At 38.5% G+C, this 21,469-nt stretch carries 20 protein-coding genes and 1 pseudogene; 12 read left to right on the forward strand and 9 right to left on the reverse strand.

Features of this window, described 5'->3' with window-relative positions; all coding sequences use genetic code 11:
* Positions 1-40: 40 nt before the first annotated feature.
* Positions 41-712 (reverse strand): hypothetical protein, encoded by a 672-nt coding sequence (locus tag ACHABU_RS06640; protein WP_435763574.1) that lies wholly within the window; start codon positions 710-712, stop codon positions 41-43.
* 305 nt (positions 713-1,017) lie between these two features.
* Here ACHABU_RS06640 and ACHABU_RS06645 point away from each other — a divergent pair, with 305 nt between their 5' ends.
* From ACHABU_RS06645 to ACHABU_RS06660, 4 genes are all read left to right on the forward strand, one after another.
* Positions 1,018-2,133 (forward strand): hypothetical protein, encoded by a 1,116-nt coding sequence (locus ACHABU_RS06645; RefSeq protein WP_435763576.1) that lies wholly within the window; start codon positions 1,018-1,020, stop codon positions 2,131-2,133.
* A gap of 122 nt (positions 2,134-2,255) precedes the next feature.
* A complete protein-coding gene (locus ACHABU_RS06650; RefSeq protein ID WP_435763704.1) occupies positions 2,256-2,552 on the forward strand; it encodes a Mov34/MPN/PAD-1 family protein in 297 nt (98 codons plus the stop codon).
* Positions 2,553-2,592: 40 nt separating this feature from the next.
* Positions 2,593-2,748, forward strand: a complete 156-nt coding sequence (locus ACHABU_RS06655) for a hypothetical protein (protein WP_435763578.1) — start codon at positions 2,593-2,595, stop codon at positions 2,746-2,748.
* Between the two features lie 391 nt (positions 2,749-3,139).
* Positions 3,140-3,340, forward strand: coding sequence for a hypothetical protein (locus ACHABU_RS06660; protein ID WP_435763580.1), 201 nt, complete (start codon positions 3,140-3,142; stop codon positions 3,338-3,340).
* Between the two features lie 199 nt (positions 3,341-3,539).
* Here ACHABU_RS06660 and ACHABU_RS06665 read toward each other — a convergent pair whose 3' ends face one another.
* Complete coding sequence (locus ACHABU_RS06665) at positions 3,540-3,722, reverse strand: hypothetical protein (protein WP_435763582.1); 183 nt, start codon at positions 3,720-3,722, stop codon at positions 3,540-3,542.
* 308 nt (positions 3,723-4,030) lie between these two features.
* Between ACHABU_RS06665 and ACHABU_RS06670 the strand changes: the two genes are divergently transcribed.
* The 7 genes from ACHABU_RS06670 to ACHABU_RS06700 all read left to right on the forward strand — a co-directional run bounded on the left by ACHABU_RS06670 (position 4,031) and on the right by ACHABU_RS06700 (position 10,671).
* On the forward strand, positions 4,031-5,128 hold the full coding sequence (locus ACHABU_RS06670) for an extracellular solute-binding protein (RefSeq protein ID WP_435763584.1): 1,098 nt from the start codon (positions 4,031-4,033) through the stop codon (positions 5,126-5,128).
* Positions 5,118-5,975 carry an alkaline phosphatase family protein gene (locus ACHABU_RS06675; protein ID WP_435763586.1) on the forward strand — a complete coding sequence of 286 codons (858 nt, stop codon included), beginning with the start codon at positions 5,118-5,120 and terminating at the stop codon, positions 5,973-5,975. Before ACHABU_RS06670 ends, ACHABU_RS06675 begins: the two co-directional genes overlap by 11 nt.
* Entirely contained in the window at positions 5,953-6,801 is an 849-nt protein-coding gene (locus ACHABU_RS06680) for an ABC transporter permease (RefSeq protein ID WP_435763588.1), read from the forward strand. The genes ACHABU_RS06675 and ACHABU_RS06680 overlap by 23 nt, the downstream gene beginning before the upstream one ends.
* Positions 6,798-7,706 carry an ABC transporter permease gene (locus tag ACHABU_RS06685; RefSeq protein WP_435763590.1) on the forward strand — a complete coding sequence of 303 codons (909 nt, stop codon included), beginning with the start codon at positions 6,798-6,800 and terminating at the stop codon, positions 7,704-7,706. The genes ACHABU_RS06680 and ACHABU_RS06685 overlap by 4 nt, the downstream gene beginning before the upstream one ends.
* Complete coding sequence (locus ACHABU_RS06690; RefSeq protein WP_435763592.1) at positions 7,706-8,722, forward strand: ABC transporter ATP-binding protein; 1,017 nt, start codon at positions 7,706-7,708, stop codon at positions 8,720-8,722. Before ACHABU_RS06685 ends, ACHABU_RS06690 begins: the two co-directional genes overlap by 1 nt.
* 32 nt (positions 8,723-8,754) lie before the next feature.
* Entirely contained in the window at positions 8,755-9,522 is a 768-nt protein-coding gene (locus tag ACHABU_RS06695; RefSeq protein ID WP_435763594.1) for a DeoR/GlpR family DNA-binding transcription regulator, read from the forward strand.
* A gap of 153 nt (positions 9,523-9,675) precedes the next feature.
* On the forward strand, positions 9,676-10,671 hold the full coding sequence (locus ACHABU_RS06700) for a histidinol phosphate phosphatase domain-containing protein (RefSeq protein WP_435763596.1): 996 nt from the start codon (positions 9,676-9,678) through the stop codon (positions 10,669-10,671).
* 300 nt (positions 10,672-10,971) lie between these two features.
* On the opposite strand, the gene ACHABU_RS06705 is transcribed toward ACHABU_RS06700, so the two are convergent.
* Entirely contained in the window at positions 10,972-12,138 is a 1,167-nt protein-coding gene (locus tag ACHABU_RS06705; protein WP_435763598.1) for a M20 metallopeptidase family protein, read from the reverse strand.
* Positions 12,139-12,201: 63 nt separating this feature from the next.
* Positions 12,202-13,725, reverse strand: a complete 1,524-nt coding sequence (locus tag ACHABU_RS06710; protein WP_435763600.1) for an AbgT family transporter — start codon at positions 13,723-13,725, stop codon at positions 12,202-12,204.
* Between the two features lie 405 nt (positions 13,726-14,130).
* On the opposite strand from ACHABU_RS06710, the pseudogene ACHABU_RS06715 reads away from it, so the two are divergent.
* Positions 14,131-15,688, forward strand: a pseudogene (locus ACHABU_RS06715) (IS1182 family transposase).
* A 930-nt stretch (positions 15,689-16,618) separates the two neighbouring features.
* Here ACHABU_RS06715 and ACHABU_RS06720 read toward each other — a convergent pair.
* The 5 genes from ACHABU_RS06720 to ACHABU_RS06740 form a co-directional block, all read right to left on the reverse strand.
* Positions 16,619-17,437, reverse strand: coding sequence for an endonuclease/exonuclease/phosphatase family protein (locus ACHABU_RS06720; RefSeq protein WP_435763602.1), 819 nt, complete (start codon positions 17,435-17,437; stop codon positions 16,619-16,621).
* A 152-nt stretch (positions 17,438-17,589) separates the two neighbouring features.
* Positions 17,590-18,441, reverse strand: a complete 852-nt coding sequence (locus ACHABU_RS06725; RefSeq protein ID WP_435763604.1) for a glycerophosphodiester phosphodiesterase — start codon at positions 18,439-18,441, stop codon at positions 17,590-17,592.
* A gap of 356 nt (positions 18,442-18,797) precedes the next feature.
* Positions 18,798-19,904 (reverse strand): D-TA family PLP-dependent enzyme, encoded by a 1,107-nt coding sequence (locus tag ACHABU_RS06730; RefSeq protein ID WP_435763606.1) that lies wholly within the window; start codon positions 19,902-19,904, stop codon positions 18,798-18,800.
* A gap of 48 nt (positions 19,905-19,952) precedes the next feature.
* Entirely contained in the window at positions 19,953-21,062 is a 1,110-nt protein-coding gene (locus ACHABU_RS06735) for a threonine synthase (protein ID WP_435763608.1), read from the reverse strand.
* Positions 21,062-21,454: a RidA family protein gene (locus tag ACHABU_RS06740; protein ID WP_435763610.1), complete on the reverse strand. Its 393-nt coding sequence runs from the start codon at positions 21,452-21,454 to the stop codon at positions 21,062-21,064. Before ACHABU_RS06740 ends, ACHABU_RS06735 begins: the two co-directional genes overlap by 1 nt.
* Between the last annotated feature and the right edge of the window lie 15 nt (positions 21,455-21,469).

The following is a 21,469-nucleotide window of genomic DNA, read 5'->3' on the forward strand; positions in this document are numbered from 1 at the left end:
AGAGAGGAGTATCCCTCTCTTTAATACATATGATGAAAACTTAAGCGGTAGTACCGTTATTATCATTTGGGAAAATTACTGGGCATTGAGGTGGAATCGTTGGTGCAGGGCATGGAGGGATTGGAAGTACATCCCTTGGTTGACAGAAATCAGCGACAATCTCAAGTGTTACATCAAAAGTTGATTGAATACTTTGGCATAGACGAACAGAAACTGTCACATCAAGTTCATCAGGAGTCCCTGTTGTTGTAGTATCACAAGTAGCTGTACAAACAAAGCAATCTAAATCTGTGTATGCTACAGTAACATCTGTATCTTCTGGTGCACAAAGAATCACTTGTTCACAACGCGTGAATTCTGCAGTACCGACTTCTACAGTCGCCCCTCCAAGTGCTGGTATTAAGTCTACAAAAATGGTTACTTCAAAGATTTTGCGAATGTTCACCAGTTGTAGTGTTACCTGTGTGCCATCGATAACAAATGTCTGATCCACTCGATCTAAAATTTCAAAATCAACAGGAGCAACTGTACAAGTAACCGTATCAATATCAATATCGTCACACTCTAATGGCGCGCCAGTAATGGGGCTATCTGGCAATTCCAAGTCAGCCAAACTCAAATCAAATGTTGCCTCGTTAAGCACCCAATCATATACTTTCTCTGTGTTAATACATAGGAGTTCCTGACCCCCGGTTAAATTTTCTGCTTGCATGATTGCAAACACCTCCGAATAAGATTTTTACTTTCATTTGTAGCTTATGAACAGATGTACCAGTCCGTGTAATGAATTAGCGGAATTTCATGATATTTACCACGTTGTGCGAATATCATAATTACAACGGTAACTTCCAAAATTGGAACATCAAATATGACTTTCTTTTAGCTTAAAGAGAGTAAAAGCTGCATACAATTAGAACAATAGAAGTTCATCTGGTTCAGCGTTTAAAATCTGCACATTTGTCACGTATTGTTGTTACATCAATAGTATATTAATGTGCTGTAAAAGGGTGAATGGGGATGCATCGATATAAACTTTATAACTCGGATGACGTCGAAAAACTGCAACGGGAGCTTGATATCTACAAATATACGTTAGAAACAGTAAAATCACGCGATGGGGTGAATGGCTACCTGAAGACGAAAAGTGATTTTAATGATTTACAATTAAAATATTCTAAACTTAAAGGGGAAATGAAGATTATGGAAGAGAACCATCAACGAAGCGTAACAGAGTATGAATTGGAGAAACAATTCCTTTCAACTCGAATGAATACGGTTAGTGAATCAATAAGTCAAATGGAACAAGATATGAATTGGATTATGGATAGAATGGAACAGATGCGTTTTACTGAGCTGCTCGAAAAAATGAACCAGGTGATGAGCAAACAGGATGATCACTTAATAGAAACCAAAATTAAAATCGAAAGACTAAATGAAGAAATTTTACAATTTAAAAAATATATGGGATCGAATGTTCCAACACCTGAACCTGCCAAAGAACCATTAGCTCCAAAGAAATCCGAATATAGACAATTACAAAACATGCTTCAATCTCCCAATTATGTAGAGCAAGCAGGAACTAAAAAAAAAAATAACATGACAAATACTCAAATTTCTAGGCGTCCAATGTTAAACAACCAAACACCATATCCAACAAACACTTCTGGTAGCGTGCAAAACACTACCTCAATGAATCAAGGGAAAAAGACTTTTCGAAATTCTCAATATGAGTTAAATAAAAATACAGTCACACGCATAACCACAAAAAAAAGTAATCAAGGAAAAAAAAAAGCTAAAAGTAATGTTGATGAAAATCCTCTCATGACTGCCAATGATAATACTCCACCCCTTACCAATGATAATACCTCCATGGAGAAAAACGTGGAGGAAACAAAAGTACCTGACGTGAATATAGAAAAGCATTCAGAAACCAATATAGAGCTACCAAACAAACAAGAAGAAGAATTCAAAACTTTCACGAGATACTTATCAAAGGAAGCGACAGACAATCAAATAGTTGCTGCTGAAAAAGAAGAACAAAGTGATGGGCAGGATATTGATAATGATCAGGAAAGCCAACTCGGTAAGAAAATGGAATTCTCTTCACTCTTTTCCATCTTCAGGAAGAGTTAGTATGATAATAAGAAGATAATTATTCCCAGATCTGTATATAGCCAAATGTTGGAACATGGGAAGTCCATGTTGCCCTATGAGACATGTGGTTTATAAACAGGAAATAATGACAATGTACGTCAATTTGTCAATCTAACAAACGTTTTTTTGTAAGTAAAAAGATAGTCGAGGAAACCATTCGAAAAATAAAAAATCGAGATGAACAGGTGATTGCTGTCTATCACCCTCACCCTACTACAGCACCTGTTCCTTCTTTTTATGATGTTTCCAATCACCCAGATGACCACCTTGATATGGTGATTATTTCTTATAAAACGAGACCACCAATAACAAAATGGTATCACATAAAAGGAGCAAATTTTGAAGCATGCCCTTTTTGGATAGAACCTTCGCCACAGCCCGAACTTTTTTGTGAATAAAACTATAATATGTACTATAACATCTAAGGAGTTGAGAATTTTGAAATCAAAAAAAATAAATAATACAGTAAGTAAGCATAAACAAGTAAATGCCTCCAATAAACCGATTGTTATAAACTCATCATCCATTAAAGTTAGACCAGTAACAGCAAAAAGAAGCGGCGGTTGTTGTGGAAAGGTAAACTGGAAAGCTTAATTATCCCCTCCGAATAGGGTCCAAGCACGGTTTTAATAATGATAGGTATTTATATAGGTTGTTGAAAAGCCAAATGATAAGTGGCGAATATCTCGTAGAGTTTTTGGTGGTCTTGTGATATTATAAATTTAGTGTCTTCTGGTAGATGCCATTATGGTGATGACTTTCCATGTTCGTTTTGAATACGTACTGATACGGGTGCAGCATATTTAAAAAACGTAAATAAATTATCCTTTATATAGCTTCTCATTTCAATGTCATTTGAAGTGAGGGGAGAGGTTGCAAAGACCATTCGTCACAATTGGATATTTCCTCAGAAAGAAGTAATTACCCAACTCTTTGGTCAGAGCGGTGGGTGATTACTTTTTTTCTAGCGGTGACAAGCTGAAACATGGAGACTGTAAACCACCGGCCCACTGCGAATTTTACACGTTTATCCGCGAATATGGCGTTTATTCCGCGAATCGATATTATCGTACATATTGCAGCATATGTACTGTTTATCATTTATTCTCTACCTGTACTGGACGGCCGTAAAGTTGGTGCAGGACCACAGGGACAGGAGAGGCCACTGAAAAAGTCCCTAACTTAGAAAGTCAAAAAATCCAATTCCCAAAATCACACGTTATAACTCGGACTTAGTGGGAGTTGAGTGTTCAAATTAACGTTCAATATCATTAAAAGTGGGGCTTAATTTGTACTAATTTTTAAATGTCCTACTTTTTCAGTGGCCTCGGACAGGAACCTTGTCCCGTCAAAGGTTACCAGTTGGCAAAAATCATCAGGAGAATTCAGCATGTTCTCCACATATACGCACCAATTTCATTGGTGCTTTGACCTGCTTTTTGAAAGACATTCGGTTCATGCCAATCATCCGATATCTTCTCCATAAACTCATACCGGTCCTCACCGGCTTCATGCGTATATTGCCTCGCATAGTGGCCATCAAGCAGACTTGCTATATCCCCTGTCATTCGCCTTCCTAACACGGTTCCAGGTCTGACCCCTGATCCCTACATTTTCATACCTCCCGATTAATTTACAAAGTTTTTACGTTGTATCAATGTTTGTTTAATATTTGATTGTTAGTATAAAAGCATAATCAAACATAAACAAAAGAAAAATCAAATCTATGTTTGATTGTTAGGAATAGAATTAATTTTTTATATAAAGGAGGATTTAGGGGCGGTTACTTTATTTTGTTGAAGTGGATTTGGTTTCAGGAGTACATTTTTATCGAGACTATTTAGAATTAAAACAAACATTTAAGGAGCATCTAATGATGAAAACAAACCATAGCAAAAAAATAACATTTCTAATCACAGGATTTATTTCCTTGGTACTTCTGTTAGCCGCATGTGGCTCACCTGCTAACGAAGATTCTACAGCAAGCGAAGATGATTCACTGGAAACAATCAAAGAAAAAGCAAAAGAAGAAGGCGAGATTACAAGTGTTGGGATGCCGGATACTTGGGCGAACTGGATTGAAACTTGGGACGAGATTGAAACAGAATACGGAATTACACAAACGGACACAGACATGTCAAGCGCTGAGGAATTAGCGAAGTTCGAATCGGAAGGTGAAAATGGAACAGCAGATATTGGTGATGTGGGAATTAACTTTGGACCCTTGGCTGTAAATAAGGGCTTAACTGCACCGTATAAAACTTCCTATTGGGATGAAATACCGGGTTGGGCGAAGGATGACGAAGGTCACTGGTTACTTAGCTACACAGGAACGATTGCTTTCATCACAGACAAGCAAAATGTGGATGAAACCCCAACTTCTTGGGAAGATGTTGCAAATGGAAACTACAATATATCTGTAGGTGATGTGACGAAAGCAACGCAGGCACAATTCGCAGTACTTGCTGCAGCTATGGCTAACGGTGGAAGTGAAACAGATATCCAGCCAGGCATCGACTACTTTAAGCAACTTGCAGAAGAGGGACGTTTAACTTCAGCAGATGCTAACTTGGCGAATTTAGAAAAAGGCGAAATTGATGTTGCGATTGTTTGGGACTTCAATGGATTAAATTATCGTGATCAAATTGATACGGACCGTTTTGACGTAACGATTCCAACAGATGGTTCTGTGATGAGTGGATATACAACTGTCATCAACAAAAATGCTCCACATCCAAACGCGGCAAAATTAGCTAGAGAGTATATTTTATCGGATGAAGGCCAAATCAACTTAGCAAAAGGCTATGCACGTCCAATCCGCGATGTCGAGCTACCTGAAGATGTACAAACAAAATTACTTCCGAACGAAGCCTATGAAAATGTGAAACAAGTAGAAGACCATGAAGCATGGGATCAAACAGCAATTGAATTACCACAGTTATGGCAACAAGAGGTGTTAGTAAATGCCCAATAAAAAATTAATTATGATTACGTTGGATGGCTGCCGATATGACAAAGCCATCCAACATCTTGGCTTCTTAAATCATTTTGTTGAAAAGAAATTGGCTAGTCTTTATAAAGTCCTTTCTGAAACACCAAGTAATTCACGACCTTTATATGAAGTACTGCTAACAGGTGTACCTACGCATGAAAATGGGATTTACACAAATTATAATGTACAACTGTCAAAAGAACATAGTATTTTTTCACTGATGAAAGATGCCGGGAGGACGACTGCAGCTGCTGCTTATCACTGGGTAAGTGAATTATATAATCGCGCCCCTTTTTCCATGTTTGAAGATCGTATTCAGCATGATGAAGCAAAAGCAATTCAACATGGGATTTTCTATGCGGATGATACGTACCCAGATTCGCATCTTTTTGCGGATGCACATGCGTTAATCACATCATCGCATCCTGATTTCATGTATGTCCATTCCATGAATATTGATGATGTCGGACATAAGCACACTGGAAATTCAATCGAATATCGCAGTGTTGTTAACCGAGTGGATACGATTTTAGGAATTTACGTACCGCGATGGTTAGAGATGGGATATCAAGTGATGGTGACTTCAGATCACGGCATGGATGACTATGGAAATCACGGTGGTACATTGCCTGAGCATCGAGAGGTTCCATTATTTATTATTTCTGATCAACTTGAGCCCCGAATCGGTACCAAAGCGCTAGAGCAATTGCAGCTCGCTCCTCTCGTGTGTCATTTGCTCGGCATTGAAAAAGGTCAAAAAATGCAAGAAATAGATTGGCAGACTTTAAAAGAAGGGATGAATATCCTTGAAAACGAAACGATTGAATAAGATTTGGATATGGCTGACCCCATTTTTTTTACTCGCTGCATTGTTCTTAGTCATCCCAATGGCCTTAATGATCACATCGAGTTTCACAAGTGAAACAACTGGGTCATTTACGTTTGATAATTATCAAGAAGTATTCACGAACCCATTTTATTACCAGGCCTTTTTGAATAGTGGGATGATATCGCTTTTCTCAAGTATTGCCGGGCTGGCGCTAGCAATCATCGTCTCTTACGCCTTAACGAATTTACCTGAGACAATTCAGGATAAAATTACCGTTTATATTAATGTCGCAGCAAATTTCGCAGGTGTTCCATTAGCCTTTGCATTTATTATTTTAATCGGAAATTCAGGGGTATTACGCCTCTTCTTTGATGGATTAAATTTTTCACTATTTGAAGGCTTTAACCTCTATTCCTGGCAAGGTCTCGCATTAACGTACTTGTATTTCCAAATTCCGCTCGGGATACTTTTCATCTATCCATCGTTAAAAAAGATAAAAAAGGAGTGGAAAGAAGCGGCGTTCCTTTTAGGGGCTTCGAATTGGACCTATTGGAGGAAGATTGGTTTACCGAATATCTTCCCCGCGATTGCAGGAACGTTCGTAATTATGTTCGCGAATGGAATGGGTACGTATGAAACTGCCTACGCGCTAACAGGAAGTAATGTTAATTTAATAACCATCCGTATCGCAGCCCTTGTTTCTGGAGACATTTATGCGCGTCCGATTCTTGGCAGCACGTTAGCCGTTATATTTGCCTTAATTATGATTGCGATTTTATATCTGTCACAAACGATGTTACGTAAAGTTAGGAGAGATTTAGCATGAAAAGTAAAAAACGTAAATTTAGCACCTATCTCATTCTGACTATATTTGGTCTATATATGATTTCCCCATTTATTTCAACTGCATTATATGCAACATCAACAAATTGGTCTAATACCCTATTGCCAAAGGATTTTACATTTAAGTGGTTTGTCGAACTATTCCAGGATCCTAACTTCGTATCTGCAGTTATGCGATCCATTACCTTAACTTTAATCGCGTTAGCAGTCGTTCTTGTCGTCATGGTTCCAACTGTTTTCTTAGTGTATATGTATTTTCCTCGAGTCGATAACTTTATGAAGGGACTCGTATTAATGCCCTATGCCATTCCAGCGGTGATTCTTGCGACTGGCTTACTCCGAATGTACGCAGGTTCAGCAATTCCGATGTTTGCCGTTTTAGTCGGTGGTCTCTTCGTCGGTTCTTTACCGTTTATGTATCAAGGCGTTCGAAATAGCCTGGAAAGTATCCATTCAAAAAACTTAATGCATGCTGCAGAAATGCTCGGGGCCAATAAGCTACAGGCTTTTCTAAAAATTATCGTGCCAAACATTAAATTAGGCTTGTTAATTACAACCTTATTAATCTTTTCGGGATTTTTCGGTGAGTTTGTGTTAACAAATCTTTTAATCGGTGGACGTTTTGAAACGATTCGGATTTATATGATGCGAAGAATGAATGAAAATGGTCACTTAGCTAGTGCTGTAATGGTGGCGTACTTCCTTCTGCTAATTGTAATCAGTTTAATTATCACGCGCTTAACAGCTTCCAAAAAAGGCAAAAAAACTACGTTAAAAAGCAGTAAGCAACATAAGGAAAAACGGACAATTCCACCATTAACCTTTGCTCAAGCGGACCCTGTAACAAGTACACAAATAAAAGTCAACAATGAAAAGAGGCAGAAGTGATGAGTTTTATTACGGTTAAAGATCTATCCCTTCGTTTTGGTAATCATGAAGTTTTAAAAGATATTTCATTGCAGATGGAAGAAGGGGAATTAATCACGCTACTCGGACCAAGTGGTTGTGGGAAGTCAACGCTTTTACGTGTAATTGCAGGCTTAGAAGTATTCCAAGAGGGGGATCTTTTTCTAGATAATGATGATATCAGCAATATTCTACCTCGGGATCGTAACGTTGGAATGGTCTTTCAAAACTATGCACTATTTCCAAATATGACGATTTTTGAAAACATCGCATTTGGCCTCGCATTAAAAAAAATGCCTAAGGATGAAATACATCGTGAAGTAATGAAAATTGTACGCTTGGTCAACTTAGAGGATCAAATAGACTATTACCCACATCAGCTTTCAGGTGGACAACAGCAGCGGACTTCCCTAGCACGTTCACTCGTGACAAAACCGAAAGTCCTATTATTAGACGAACCGTTAAGCGCACTAGATGCCAAGATTAGAAAGCAATTGCAAGTGGATATAAGGGAATTGCAAAAGACATTAGGGATTACGATGATTTTCGTAACACATGATCAGGAAGAGGCGATGATTTTATCGGATCGAATCTTTGTAATGAGTGAAGGGAAAATTGTGCAAAGCGCCACCCCCGCAGAGCTCTATGCATATCCAAAAAATCAGTTCGTAGCGAGTTTTATCGGAAATTATAATATTCTACCTACGAATGATCTCAAAAAAATTGATCCTTCATTTTTAGTTGAAAACGCAGAAAGCACGTATGCGATACGCGCAGAATCCATTCAATTAGCACCATCTTCTGGGGAAGCAGGCATCTATTTCAGCGGGAAACTCGAGAATTATACCGTGTTAGGTAGCACAATCCGTTGCATGTATGACGTGAATGATGTAAAGCTTTCCGTCGATCTCATTAATAACAAAGGAAATCTAGAAAGCATTCAGTCGCAAGGACAGCTTTTTATTGACCGAACGAATATTATCACAATTGAAAAATAGTCTAGTAGATAACGAATCGAGGGGAAACAGCAATGAAGGATGAACGGCATACGTTTATTTTAGAACAATTAGACAAGCATGGAAAAGTGTTGGTTACAACTTTAGCCAAACAACAGCAAGTTACTCCAGAAACAATACGGAGAGATTTAGCCGAGCTTGAAATGAACGAGTTTCTAACACGCGTTCATGGGGGCGCTATGCCTTATATTCCGTCCCAAAAGGAAATGGTCTACGAAAAGAAAATGTCATTACATTTGGACGAAAAGAAGAAATTGGCAAAGAAAGCCGCAGCAATGATTCAGAACGGCGATACAATAGCCGTAGACGTTGGTACAACCACCGTTCATATAGCGGATATGATTGAAAATCTACAATCCGTTACAGTTGTTACAAATTCACTGAGTGCAGCAAGTCGATTTAATTTAGCAATCGAAGAACAGCGAATGACAGGACTAGTGATTATGCTACCAGGAACGACCAATCCTTATCAGGCATCGGTTAGAGGAATCTATACGATTGAGTTTTTACAACGATTTAATTTCAATCGCTCCTTCTTATCCTGTGGTGGCGTAACAAAGGATGCAGTGTATGACTTCGATATGGACGAATCCCTTGTTTCAGAGGCCATGATGAAGTGTAGCCAAGAAGCAACTTTACTAACAGATTCATCAAAATTAAATAAAAAATCATTGTTTGAAATATGTCCGACTTCCAACCTATCAACAATCATTTGCGATAAAGCAAAGCCGCATGATTGGGAGAACAAAGGATATGATTGGATCAATGTTCACGCAACGTGATGAGGTAAATTTTGTTGGAGGAAGGCTGAAAGCTATGCTTGGGCGGAACACGAGCGGTTTTTTCATAGAGGTAGCAAGGAGATCTTGTTGCTAGTCAGTTCGATAAGGACAGAACGTTTAACCATTTTATATAAAGAAAGGTCGTACAACATTATGAAAGTAGATTATCATATCCATCTGGAGGAAGGCCCATATTCCCTCTCTTTTGTTGAGAAAAGCTTAAAGGCAATGGAGCTCGAAAAGGCGAGAAGTGCCCCACGAAATACGAAAGAATGGCTCATACAAGCGGTGGATCAAATGAGCAAACGTTTAGCAGAAAGTGAGTACTCCAAGTGGTGGCTTGATTTTTATTTAGAAGAAGCATTGGCCAAAGGAATCAAAGAGGTAGGAATTGTTGACCATCTTTATCGATTCAAAGAAACACGCGCTTATTTCGAAAAATATATGGACGTTACTTCGGACGAAATCGGCGTTCAGCAGGCGCAATGGCTCGACAAAGTAATGGTTAGAAGCTTGGATGAATTTGTTTCCTTTATTCAATCTCAAAAAGAAGTATGGGAAGAGCGAGGCGTACAGTTGAGACTTGGTATTGAGGCCGATTACTTCACTGGCGGAGAAGCAGAGCTCGTATCACTACTAAGCGGCTATGACTTTGATTATATCATTGGATCCGTGCATTTTTATGATGGATGGGGCTTTGATAATCCTGAGCTTCAACATAAATTTAAAGATTACGATTTAAAGGAACTGTACAGAAACCATTTCAAAACGGTGAAAAACGCTGCAAAAAGTAAGCTATTTAACTTCATCGCACATTTAGATAATATGAAAGTGTTTAATTATCGATCAGACGAAACAACCCTGATTGAAATGTATCGTGACGTAGCCAAGACCTTGGCAGCGAACAATGTTACAACCGAAATAAATCCTGGACTCTACTATCGATATCCCGTAGAAGAAATGTGCCCAAGCATCACATTCATTGATATATTAATCGCGGAAGGAGTTACATTCACCATGTCATCCGACTCCCACTTCCCAAATGACCTAGGCATCTACTCCAGTGAAATCAGAAATAAGTTACTAGAAAAAGGCATCAAAGAAATCGCAACCTTCCAGCACAAACAGCGAATAATGAAAGCATTGTAGGTGGGACGCGGGGACAGCAAACCACTGGCCCCACTGGAATTCCGCGAATTTCAGACGTATATCCGTAATGTGGTGTTTATTCCGCGATTTCCTTAACTTAATCCGCGAATATGGCAATTATTCCTCGAATCGATATTATCGTAAATATTGCAGCATATGTAATGTTCATTATAAAAAAATAGAGACAGGCCTAAATAAATAAAGCCTGTCTCTATTTTTATCTAAATATACGCATAAGAAAACCATGACGTTAAAAGAAAAATTGATAGCGGTAGGGAACTGACCCCTGAATTCACTATTTTATTTCCCCATTTCTAACGCAACATGAACCATCATGCTGACACCGTCGATTAAACTATCTTCATCGATGGCAAATTTAGGATGGTGATGGGCATAATCATAGGACTTTTCCTCATTTCTTGCTCCAATAAAAATGAATGTTCCTGGAATTACCTTGGAGAATGCACCGAAATCCTCACCACCCATTGTCAATGGATAATTGAATACACGATCACCAAATAATTTGGTTGCAATATCGATCACAGAATCTGTTTTCTCTTCATTATTGATAACCGCATCATAGCCATACTGGAAGTTAAATTCGTAATCAGCACCATAGAAATCGCAAATAGATGCAGCTGCCTTTTCCATTTTTTCTTTTACCAATTCACGCGTTTCTTGTTGGACCGTTCGTATACTCCCCTGTAATGTAGCAGTATCAGGGATAATATTCGTTGCACTACCAGCATGAAACTGTGTGGTTGAGATTACGACAGAATCGAGTGGAGAAGTCATTCTCGATACAATCGTTTGAAATTGATTGATAATCTGCGTACCTATAATAATCGGGTCAACCGAATCTTCAGGCTGAGATGCATGTCCACCACTCCCTTTAATGAGGAGATCAAACGTATCCGAATTTGATGTGATAGGCCCCTTTGTAATTCCAATTTTACCAGTAGGAATCGGTGTGAATAAATGCTGACCATAGACGAAATTAAGGTCGTTGAACAGCCCAGTCGCAACCATTTCCTGTGCACCGCCCGGAGGTACTTCCTCCGCATGTTGGAAAATCAAATAAATTTCTCCACTTATTGCGTCTACGTTTTGCGATAATACACGTGCCGCCCCAAGCAGCATCGCGGCATGTCCATCATGCCCACAAGCATGCATGACACCGTCTTTTGTTGAGGTAAAATCAAGGTCGTCCCGTTCTTCTTGAATGGGTAATGCATCAATATCCGCTCGCAGCCCGATTCTCTTTCCAGGTTTTTTTCCTTTAATAATTCCAAGTACACTTGTTTTCGTTGGACGAGATAATTCGATATTGTCCATTTGTCGAAGCTCGTCTTCAATATATTGACTTGTCCAGTGCTCCTCAAAAGAAACCTCTGGATGTTGGTGCATGGTTCTTCTCCACTGAATAACATCTGGTAATACTTCTTCGATTTGTTTATTCATATCCATTCGTACCTCCTCATTTAATATTTATTCATTATTATTGGCTAGTGAGCCGTTATTCGGATTGCGTTACTGTCCTAAAAAGATAGGACCTCCTGGACCGACTGGTAAGCCTATTAAATACCAAAGGACCAAAAATAAGGACCATACAATGAAATAAGCAATGGAGTACGGTAGTAAATTAGAAAGCAACGTACCCAAGCCAACATTCTTGTCATACTTTTTCGCAAATGCCAATAATAGTGGCAAATATGGAAGCATTGGTGTAATTGGGTTCGTAATTGAATCCCCTATCCGGAAAATCATTTGTGTAAAAGCCGGATCATAGCCTAAAAGCATAAATAGCGGAACGAACACAGGTGCAAGAATTGCCCATTTTGCAGAGGCACTTCCAATTAGTAAGTTGATAAAACCAGCAATAATGACAAAGCTTAGAATTAACGGTATTCCAGTGAAATCCATATCCTGAAGAAATTCTGCTCCTTTTATCGCTAAAATCGGCCCCAAATTACTCCATGAAAAGTATGCAAGCATCTGAGCTGCAAAGAACACGAGAACAATGTAGCTTCCCATTGTTGCCATCGATTCACTTAACACATTCCCAAAGTCCCTCGAGCTCTTAATTGTTTTCGCCCTCAACCCATATACCAAACCTGGGACAAAGAACAAAATCGTAATAAGGAAAACAACCGAATTCATGAACGGTGAATCATTCATAATCGAGCCTGTTTCCTGATTTCGTAGTATCCCATTTTCAGGAATTACAAGTGCCATAAAAATTCCAGCAGTTATTAATAACGAAACATTGGCCCAACGTAACGCACTTTTCTCAGCCACACTTACGCCTTCTTCAGAAAATTTCTCACCATGATACGTACCTAATCGTGGAATCGTCAGTTTTGTCGTAATAAAATAGGTTACGATCAGTAACAACACTGCCGAAGCAGCAATAAAATAATAGTTCATCGCAATATTTCCCGTATAACTCTCATCAATAAGTTGTGCAGCTGGTTCCGTAAAAGCCAGTGCTAAAGCATCTGTCATCCCGATGATGAAGTTAGCTGAAAAAGCCCCAAGTGATGCAGCATATGCCATCACAAGTCCAGCAAAAGGATGGTAGCCAAGCCGCATCATAACCATAGCTGCAAGTGGCGGGAGGATTACGGGTGCTGCGTCACCAGCAACATTTCCAATAATAGCAACTAAAATCATCGTTGGAATAATCAGTTTGCGTGGTGCTACTTCAATAACTCGTTTCATTACAGTCTCAAAATAACCTGTTTTCTCTGCAATTCCAATACCTAGCATCACGACAAGTACCATTCCTAACGGTGGGAATGCACTAAAATTATTAATGCTTTCCGTTAAAATAAGAATTAAGCCCTCTCCGGAAAGTAGGTTTACAGCCTCGACCACTTCACCTGTCCCAGGATTGGTCGCTTTCAAATTAAATAAGGATGCAATAAAGGAGGCTACAAGAATAATACCCATTAAATTGATAAAAATCACGATCGGATCCGGTAATTTATTCCCTATAACTTCAACTTTATTTAAAAATCGATCTAAAAAACTCGTCTTCTTTTTCTTTTCCAAAATCAATCCTCCACCCATCTAGTTGTTCTATTTCAAAAATTTCATATATCCACTCAGTTTTAATTGTTTGCTTTAATTGGTTAAATCACTAAATTATTATCCAATTTTAAGAGTATATCCTTTTAAAGTCAATCCTGTTTTTTCATTATTATGCTATACTTCAAGATTAAAATACAGACACCGATTGCATGTTTGCGATTACATTATTTTTTAAAAAAGTTGTATTTTAAGCTCGTCTCCTGTCTACCATCACTTTTAGTGGGACGCGGGGACTGTCTGAGACCACTGAAAAAGTCCATCTTAAAATTCAGAATTATATAATATTTTATGGAAATAAAAGAAATACCCCCGAATTTTGGTATAATAGAGTTAGCGAAAAACTATTACCAAATTGGGGGTATTTCTATGCTTAAAGACAAAGATATGCAATTAAGCATCTATTCCGTATTATACAGTAAAATTCCAGAAAATCATACGCTTAAAGTACTTCGAGATGAAGTAGATTTTAGTTTCATCAATGAGAAGCTTGAAAAAACCTATTGTAAGAGATACGGAAGACCGGCCAAAGAACCGGAACTCATGTTGAAACTTTTAGTATTACAATATCTTTATAATCTATCCGATGTACGAGTGGATAGAAGAAGCTTCTTTGAATCTTGCCTATATGTACTTTTTAGGTATCAATCCAGAAGATGAACTACCAGATCCTAGTTTATTAACGAAATTCCGTAAAGATAAATTAGAAGGAAACTTAACGATCGATGAGGTTATGGCGGAAACGATTCATCAATGTGTGGAGAAAGATATCCTAGAAGGGTCTGGAATAAGTATAGATACAACTCATACAGAAGCAAACACATTTAAATGCATCGCAGAAAGAGTCATGAAACGCCTAGCAAGTAAGATATTTAAGACGGTGGAGAAAGAAAACGGCGAAGTACCAGAGGAAATCAATCAAGAAATTCCTAATTATAAAGAAATAGAAGACCATAAAGAAGCGAAAGCGACGATGAAGTCTTACCTTGAAGATACGATCACCAAAGTGGAAAAGAATATAGATATAGAAAACAGCCCTAAAACAAAGGAAGTACTGGATAATGCAAAGGAAATTCTGGAGGACCCTAAATTTTTGGAACAAAAAGGGGTACGTTCCATTGTCGACCAGGACGCTAGAGTAGGGCATAAAAGTAAAACCTCCCATTTCTTCGGATACAAAACGGAATTTATGATAACAACGGAAGATCGAATCATTACCGCAGTTAATGTAAGTAATGGAGCATATGTCGATGGCAAGAAGTTTGATGAATTACTAGAATTAACAAAGAAAAGTGGCGTAACCATCGGAGAAGTATATGGGGATAAGGCATATTTTAGGAAACCAATCTTAGATAAAATAACGGAAGTTGGAGCTACACCATACATACCAGTTAGTGAGATGGCCTACAAGATTGATGAGGATTTATATAGTTACAATAAAGATTCGGATGAGTGGTTCTGCGCTCAGGGGAATAAAACAGAAAGGAAAGTCTATCGAAAAAGAAAAGATGGAAGGGAACAATATAAATATTATTTTGAAAGAGAAAACTGCAGAAACTGCCCTTTAAGGGAAAGATGTATTCCGTCCGGCCATACAGTTGGCAGAATTCTGGAGATAGGAATAAATACTCCGGAATTTTACGGTTATAGCCAGCAACAAAAGACGGATGAGTTTAAGGAAAAATATAAGAAAAGGTCTTGCCAAGAATGGAAAAATGGCGAGATGAAGCAATTTCATGGGCTAGACCGTGCCACGGGGTATGGTCTAAAAAGCATGGCCTTACAAGCAAAATTAACGGCATACGCAGTTAATTTAAAGAGGATAGCAGCGATACTATCCTCTAAAAAAGGGTCTGATTCTAATTTTATTATAGTTTTTTTGAATTTTGAAGGTGAAAATAGTAAATTTCAGAAAATTTGCGCCTAAATCCGGAAACAAGTGCAGAAAAAAAGTGCTTTTTTCAGTGGTCTCGGACTGTCTCCACGTCCCACTTAGTTCAATCTTTAGATCATTTGTTGAATGAGATACTAACAACTGGAAATCCGCGAATCGGTTTGCTAGCTCAAAAAAGAAGTGTAAAAGCAGTCCATTAATGACTTATTTTAGCGTTAAAAATTAATCGATATCATTCAACAAAAAAGGTAAGTGAATTATTGCTGACCTTGAAAAATTACACGGAAATATAAACGTTCATATAAATGAGCATACAGATAACACTGGAGAAGAATTCAATACGAATTTAACGATTGCCCGAGCAGATGCAGCATTTGAATATCTAAAAGAAATGGTGATATGGTGATATCGACCACTTGAACATCAAAACATAAGGATATGGGGAAACTGCCCCAATCGCATCCAATGAAAAGGAAGATGGACGCAATGAAAATCGCCGAGTGGAAATTGTGATTAACCCTAAGTAGAGTGAATAAAAGCATGGGTTTGACGCGTAGGACAAGGTTCCTGTCCCATTGTTCTATCGGAATTTGGTTGGTGTTGTGTGCGCGTTCGTAGTATGATAGTGCGCATAATGCTAGGCTAATGCGCGTTCATAGCGTGAAAGTAGGTGCTCTATTATAAGAAGTTGCTCTTTCCCATCGAGTGGATGGATCCTATACAGACACAGCCTATCAGCTTTTAAACTATAGAAAATCAAAATGAATATAAAAGGCCTATAGAAGAGACTATTAATATACTAGTTGAAACATGGGTCAAGGAACCCCACGTGCCACTGAAAAAGTTTCTATTAAAATGCAATAATAATCTCAGGGTATAATAGTAGGCATTTTCAGACTCTTACTTTTAACAATATTCAATACCTACACATAAAAAAGCACACTTATGAAGTGTGCTTTTTCGTTATCTCCTAATTGTTAATTCAGTTACTAATGGTAAATGATCAGATGCCTCTGTATAGATTACCTCTTGGTTTGTGAATTCGATAAGTGGTGATGTGAGAATGTAATCAATTCTTTTGGTTGGGTCAACTACCGGGAATGTATTAGAATTTTCCACCTCGGCAAATGTATCAACAAAATTACCCTTATTTAATAATAATTGAAATTCTTCACTGTCTGGCTCTGCATTTAAATCACCAACCAATATACTTGGATCCTCAATTGAAGATGTCACTTCGATTATTTCTTCAACCTGGGTGTCTCTTTCAGGGACATTCAAGCCTAAATGTGTATTAAAGAAATTAACATGAACCCCTTTGAGGTTTATTTTCGTACGCAAGAGTCCTCGTTGTTCATTTCCAAAACTGCTTAAGAAAATATTCTCTGAATCGATAATCGGATATTTACTGAGTATACCTGTTCCATACTGTCTATTTTCTTCTTGCCCTTCAGCTGGGTCAAGATTCAGGTTAGCACCGTAAACATAGTGATAATCCAATAATTTTGCAAGTTCCTTTGTTTGATCCTGAAAATCACTTCTATCCCCATAAAAGCGATCAACCTCTTGAAGTCCAATAATGTCCGCATCTGCATTCTGAATTAACTCAGCAATTCTTTCTAAATCTAGTTCTCCATCCAGGCCAACACCATGGTAAATATTATAAGACATTACTTTTACATCTACCTCTTTCCCATAATCACTTGCAAAAACATTACTAGTTAATGAAAATACTACGAGGATACTCAAGGCTAGTCCTACAACAATTTTCTTCACAGTCATTACCTCCCCATATTTTTGGTAATTATAAAGTACTCATGTTGTCGTATATTTAATTCCCATTTAAAGGATAAGAAAGCACCATTTCCGCTTTCACTCGATTGAGGCGATTATCTGCATGTTCGATTACTAGACTACTAGCCTTTTCTCAACTCTTAGTTTTTCACCGGATGCTTATAAACATACTCAGGGAAGTCAGTAATAATCCCATCAACACCAAGTTGGAATAAGTTATCTGCTTGTTCCTGCGCTCGTACCGTATAAGGGTAGATCATCATCCCAGTAGTATGTACACGGTCAACAAGCTCATCCGTAACGATATTCATATTCGGATTGAAGAAATCAGCATATGCTGCAAATTGTGCCAGCTGTTCATCTGTAACATCTGCCCAAGTTAACCCAGCGAGGACTCCATGGGAGATATTCGGCAGAAGTTCCTTTGATCGTTGTACAGATTCATGATTGAACGACTGGATAATAATTTTATCATTATTAGGTTTATGCATATTACGCTGCATTAAGACTTCAGCAACTTTTTCTTCAATACCCGGATACAATGCTGGTGATTTTAATTCTATTAATATCCCTATCTTCCCTTGATATCTATCGATTATTTCTTCAAAAGTAGGAATCTGTTCACCCGCAAATTCCTCACCGAACCAGCTTCCAGCATCCAGTTGCTGAATTTCATCAAGTGTGTAATCTCCAACCGATCCTGTCCCATTTGTTGTACGATCAACGGTTGTATCATGGATAGCTACCAATTTCCCGTCCTGTGTCATTTGTACATCAATCTCAATATAATCAGCTTTCATTTCAACCGCTTTATCAAAGGCGACTATTGTGTTTTCCGGAGCATGACCTGAAGCACCCCGATGTGCAACATTAACCATTTGCTGCTGTTGTTGAATTGTCGGCGTATCACCACTGGCTGCGAATACAGGGGCTGTAAACATGGACATGAAGATCATTGCTGTCAGTGAGAAGATAGTAACTTTGCGTATCATAATCTTAATCTCTCCCTTTACTAGTATTTGTCTTTAATTATAGAGGAAGTCTATTAAATGACTGTAAAGGGAATATAAAGAAATGTAAGTAAAAACACGAGATTAGTAGTGATTCAAAAGACCCCGCAAAAAGAAGCAGCGGGACGGTTCTTTTGCTTCCTCCTCATCAAAAATGGAAGCAGGAGAACCGTCAGTGATTTACCAATTAATTAGAAAACTTGGCAAATGCCTAAGACTTTGGGTGAATACCTTAGTTGAACGTATGTAAGTAAGAAAGTTTTATACTTTCTTACTTGTAAAAAAAGCACCACTAAAAGGTTAATGTAATGGTACTTCTCATCAATTTAATATCTTGATTACTGCAGCTTCCCTCTACCTAAGATTGGAATTTCTTCCACAACCTCATCCCCGGAAACAAGGTACGCATAATCATATAGGTTGCAGACTGGACATATGTGGTTTGGGATAACTTCCAGCTTCTCACCAATTGCAACTTGATTCCTGAATCCTTCATTATATATAATTGCGTGTTCATCAAAGAGTTGGTCAATATGAACCTGATCGGAATTTTTGATATAGCCTGTCCCTTTCGTTGCACAAATTCCTTCAATTCTCGTCTGCATGGTTAGGCCTTTGGCACCGACATCGGTGATGACACGTTCATTTGTTGGTTTGCTAATGACGGTCGTCAGGACACTGGCAGCACAGCTGGAATAGGATCCGATTGCATTTCCTTGAGCTACATCCATGAGGATATAGGTTCCGACGCGAAGTTCGGTAATACCCTCCATAACTCCAAAATCGTGCAATAGCGGTGGTGTGGACCCGATGCTAACTGTTTCAAGTTTGCAACCCTGCTCCTTCGCAAGCTGCGCAAAATGAAGCGTACGTTTTTGTGCTTCATTGTAAAGGCGGCGGCAATCCTCAAGATCCTTTGCTTTGTATGTATGTCCATCGTGTGAGAAAATCCCTTTTAGATTCACATGTGAGGAACTTTTTATATAATCTACCAAACGAATATAATCACTTTCTTCTATAACACCAGAGCGGTTTTCGCCCACCTCAATTTCGATAAGAACTTGAGCCGGCTTTTGACTGTCACTAAATACGTTTTCGATCATTTTGCATTGCTCGATACTGTCAACACCAAAGGAAATATCAATTGTTTCCGCAAGCTTCTTTATACGATTTAGTTTGACTTCGCCTACTATTTGGTTTGCAACAAAAATATCGCTTAATCCGTTTTCAGCCATTACCTCTGCTTCACCAACTTTTGCTACAGTAATTCCGTTTGCACCTGCATCTACCTGTAGTTTGGCTAGTGCAGGCATCTTATGCGTTTTCGTATGTGGACGAAGATGAACATTATATTTATCAGCATACGATTGCATCCTGCGAATATTATCCATCATTATTTCTCGATCAATGACTAAGCTCGGTGTATCTAATTCTTTCATTTTCATTATGAACACTCCCCCATAATTAAAATTATAAAGCATTTGTATCCTATATTAATTACTCTTTATACCAGCTCCACATAAAGGAAATACTACTTGTTGTTCTTTTAATTCTGGGTATTTCTCTACGTAACGTAAATATCCTGCGTAATTAGCAGCCGATGTGATTTCAACATAAATCCCTTTTAATGCAAGCTCATTTCTCGCAATGATAATGCTTTCCTCCGATACGCCGATGATATCACCGTCTGTTGCCCGAATTGCTTGTAAGATTTCTGTCCCTCTTGCTGGTGCTGCAATGGCAATGCCTTCTGCCACGGTTCCAGAACTTTCAATAGGCTCCACCGTATTCTTTCCCTCCATAAAAGCTTGAAGAATAGGTGCACAAGCTTCTGCCTGCACAGCAAGAATTTTGGGCATTTTCGCGATCTGCCCACTTGCCATTAACTCCCCGAAGGCAATATAGGCTCCCATTAACAATGTTCCATTTCCGACTGGAATAATGAATGCATCAGGCAACTCGCCATTCATTTGTTCAAAAACCTCATAAACATATGTTTTCGTACCTTCCCAAAAGATCGGATTATAAATATGGCTTGCATAGAATGCATTCGCGTCTTCTACCATGGCGATTGCCGCTTTTGCTGTATCTTCTCTCGTACCGGGAACCTTATGAATGACCGCGCCATGTGCTTCTATCTGTTTAACCTTTTTACTTGAGGTAGAATCAGGAACGAAAATATCACATTGGATTCCTGCCCTTGCCCCGTATGCCGCAATTGCTGTACCAGCATTTCCGCTACTGTCTGCTACAACTCGAGTCACCTTGAGTTTTTTTGCCATAGCAACAAGGAGTACAGCACCTCGATCTTTAAATGATAAAGTCGGCATGTAATAATCGGCTTTTGCATAGACATTCTCAGATATTTTGATGAGTGGGGTATCACCTTCCCCTAATGTAATATCCTGCCAGACATCTTCCCTTTCAAATGGCAATACATCGATATATTTCCAGAGAGAATGATTTCGTGACAAGGAGGTTTTTGAAAAGTCAACTTCCTCTTTTTCATATTTAAGGCCGAGCAACCCTCCACAATCACATTTCCATTTCTTACTTTCTAGTAGGTATCTTGATTTACAGTCAGAACAGATATAGTTCATCATTAATCTTCCTTTTCTTTGTCAATATAAGCAATTGCCTCAAGTTCAACCGAAAAACCATAGTGCAGCTGATTCGTTGGAACAACAGCCCGTGCTGGTTTATGATCACCAAAATACTCTTTGTATAAAGTGTTCACGGTATCCCATAATGAAATATCTGAAATATAAATCGTGACCTTCATGATATCCTCTCTGTTTGCTCCTGCTGCTTCTAAAACGTTGTCTAGATTCGAAAGTACTTGTTTTGTTTCGGCGTTAATCCCGCCACGACTTCTCTCACCTGTAAAGGGATTAACAGGGAGCTGTCCCGAAATGAAAAGGAAGTTACCTTGTTGTGTTGCAGCAGAATAATGACCAGGATTTGATTTTGCACCTTTAATTGAAATGAATTTCATTATAATGTCTCCTTC

Origin of the sequence: Oceanobacillus sp. CF4.6, assembly GCF_051262635.1 — a bacterium.
GTDB lineage: Bacteria > Bacillota > Bacilli > Bacillales > Amphibacillaceae > Oceanobacillus.

What these genes read in the sequence shown, in the direction of transcription:
- ACHABU_RS06640 (WP_435763574.1), bottom strand. Translation starts at nt 712, where the DNA reads ATGCAAGCAGAAAATTTAACCGGGGGTCAGGAACTCCTATGTATTAAC.
- ACHABU_RS06645 (WP_435763576.1), top strand. Translation starts at nt 1,018, where the DNA reads ATGCATCGATATAAACTTTATAACTCGGATGACGTCGAAAAACTGCAA.
- ACHABU_RS06660 (WP_435763580.1), top strand. Translation starts at nt 3,140, where the DNA reads ATGGAGACTGTAAACCACCGGCCCACTGCGAATTTTACACGTTTATCC.
- ACHABU_RS06665 (WP_435763582.1), bottom strand. Translation starts at nt 3,722, where the DNA reads ATGACAGGGGATATAGCAAGTCTGCTTGATGGCCACTATGCGAGGCAA.
- ACHABU_RS06670 (WP_435763584.1), top strand. Translation starts at nt 4,031, where the DNA reads ATGAAAACAAACCATAGCAAAAAAATAACATTTCTAATCACAGGATTT.
- ACHABU_RS06675 (WP_435763586.1), top strand. Translation starts at nt 5,118, where the DNA reads ATGCCCAATAAAAAATTAATTATGATTACGTTGGATGGCTGCCGATAT.
- ACHABU_RS06685 (WP_435763590.1), top strand. Translation starts at nt 6,798, where the DNA reads ATGAAAAGTAAAAAACGTAAATTTAGCACCTATCTCATTCTGACTATA.
- ACHABU_RS06690 (WP_435763592.1), top strand. Translation starts at nt 7,706, where the DNA reads ATGAGTTTTATTACGGTTAAAGATCTATCCCTTCGTTTTGGTAATCAT.
- ACHABU_RS06695 (WP_435763594.1), top strand. Translation starts at nt 8,755, where the DNA reads ATGAAGGATGAACGGCATACGTTTATTTTAGAACAATTAGACAAGCAT.
- ACHABU_RS06700 (WP_435763596.1), top strand. Translation starts at nt 9,676, where the DNA reads ATGAAAGTAGATTATCATATCCATCTGGAGGAAGGCCCATATTCCCTC.
- ACHABU_RS06705 (WP_435763598.1), bottom strand. Translation starts at nt 12,138, where the DNA reads ATGGATATGAATAAACAAATCGAAGAAGTATTACCAGATGTTATTCAG.
- ACHABU_RS06720 (WP_435763602.1), bottom strand. Translation starts at nt 17,437, where the DNA reads ATGACTGTGAAGAAAATTGTTGTAGGACTAGCCTTGAGTATCCTCGTA.
- ACHABU_RS06725 (WP_435763604.1), bottom strand. Translation starts at nt 18,441, where the DNA reads ATGATACGCAAAGTTACTATCTTCTCACTGACAGCAATGATCTTCATG.
- ACHABU_RS06730 (WP_435763606.1), bottom strand. Translation starts at nt 19,904, where the DNA reads ATGAAAATGAAAGAATTAGATACACCGAGCTTAGTCATTGATCGAGAA.
- ACHABU_RS06735 (WP_435763608.1), bottom strand. Translation starts at nt 21,062, where the DNA reads ATGATGAACTATATCTGTTCTGACTGTAAATCAAGATACCTACTAGAA.
- ACHABU_RS06740 (WP_435763610.1), bottom strand. Translation starts at nt 21,454, where the DNA reads ATGAAATTCATTTCAATTAAAGGTGCAAAATCAAATCCTGGTCATTAT.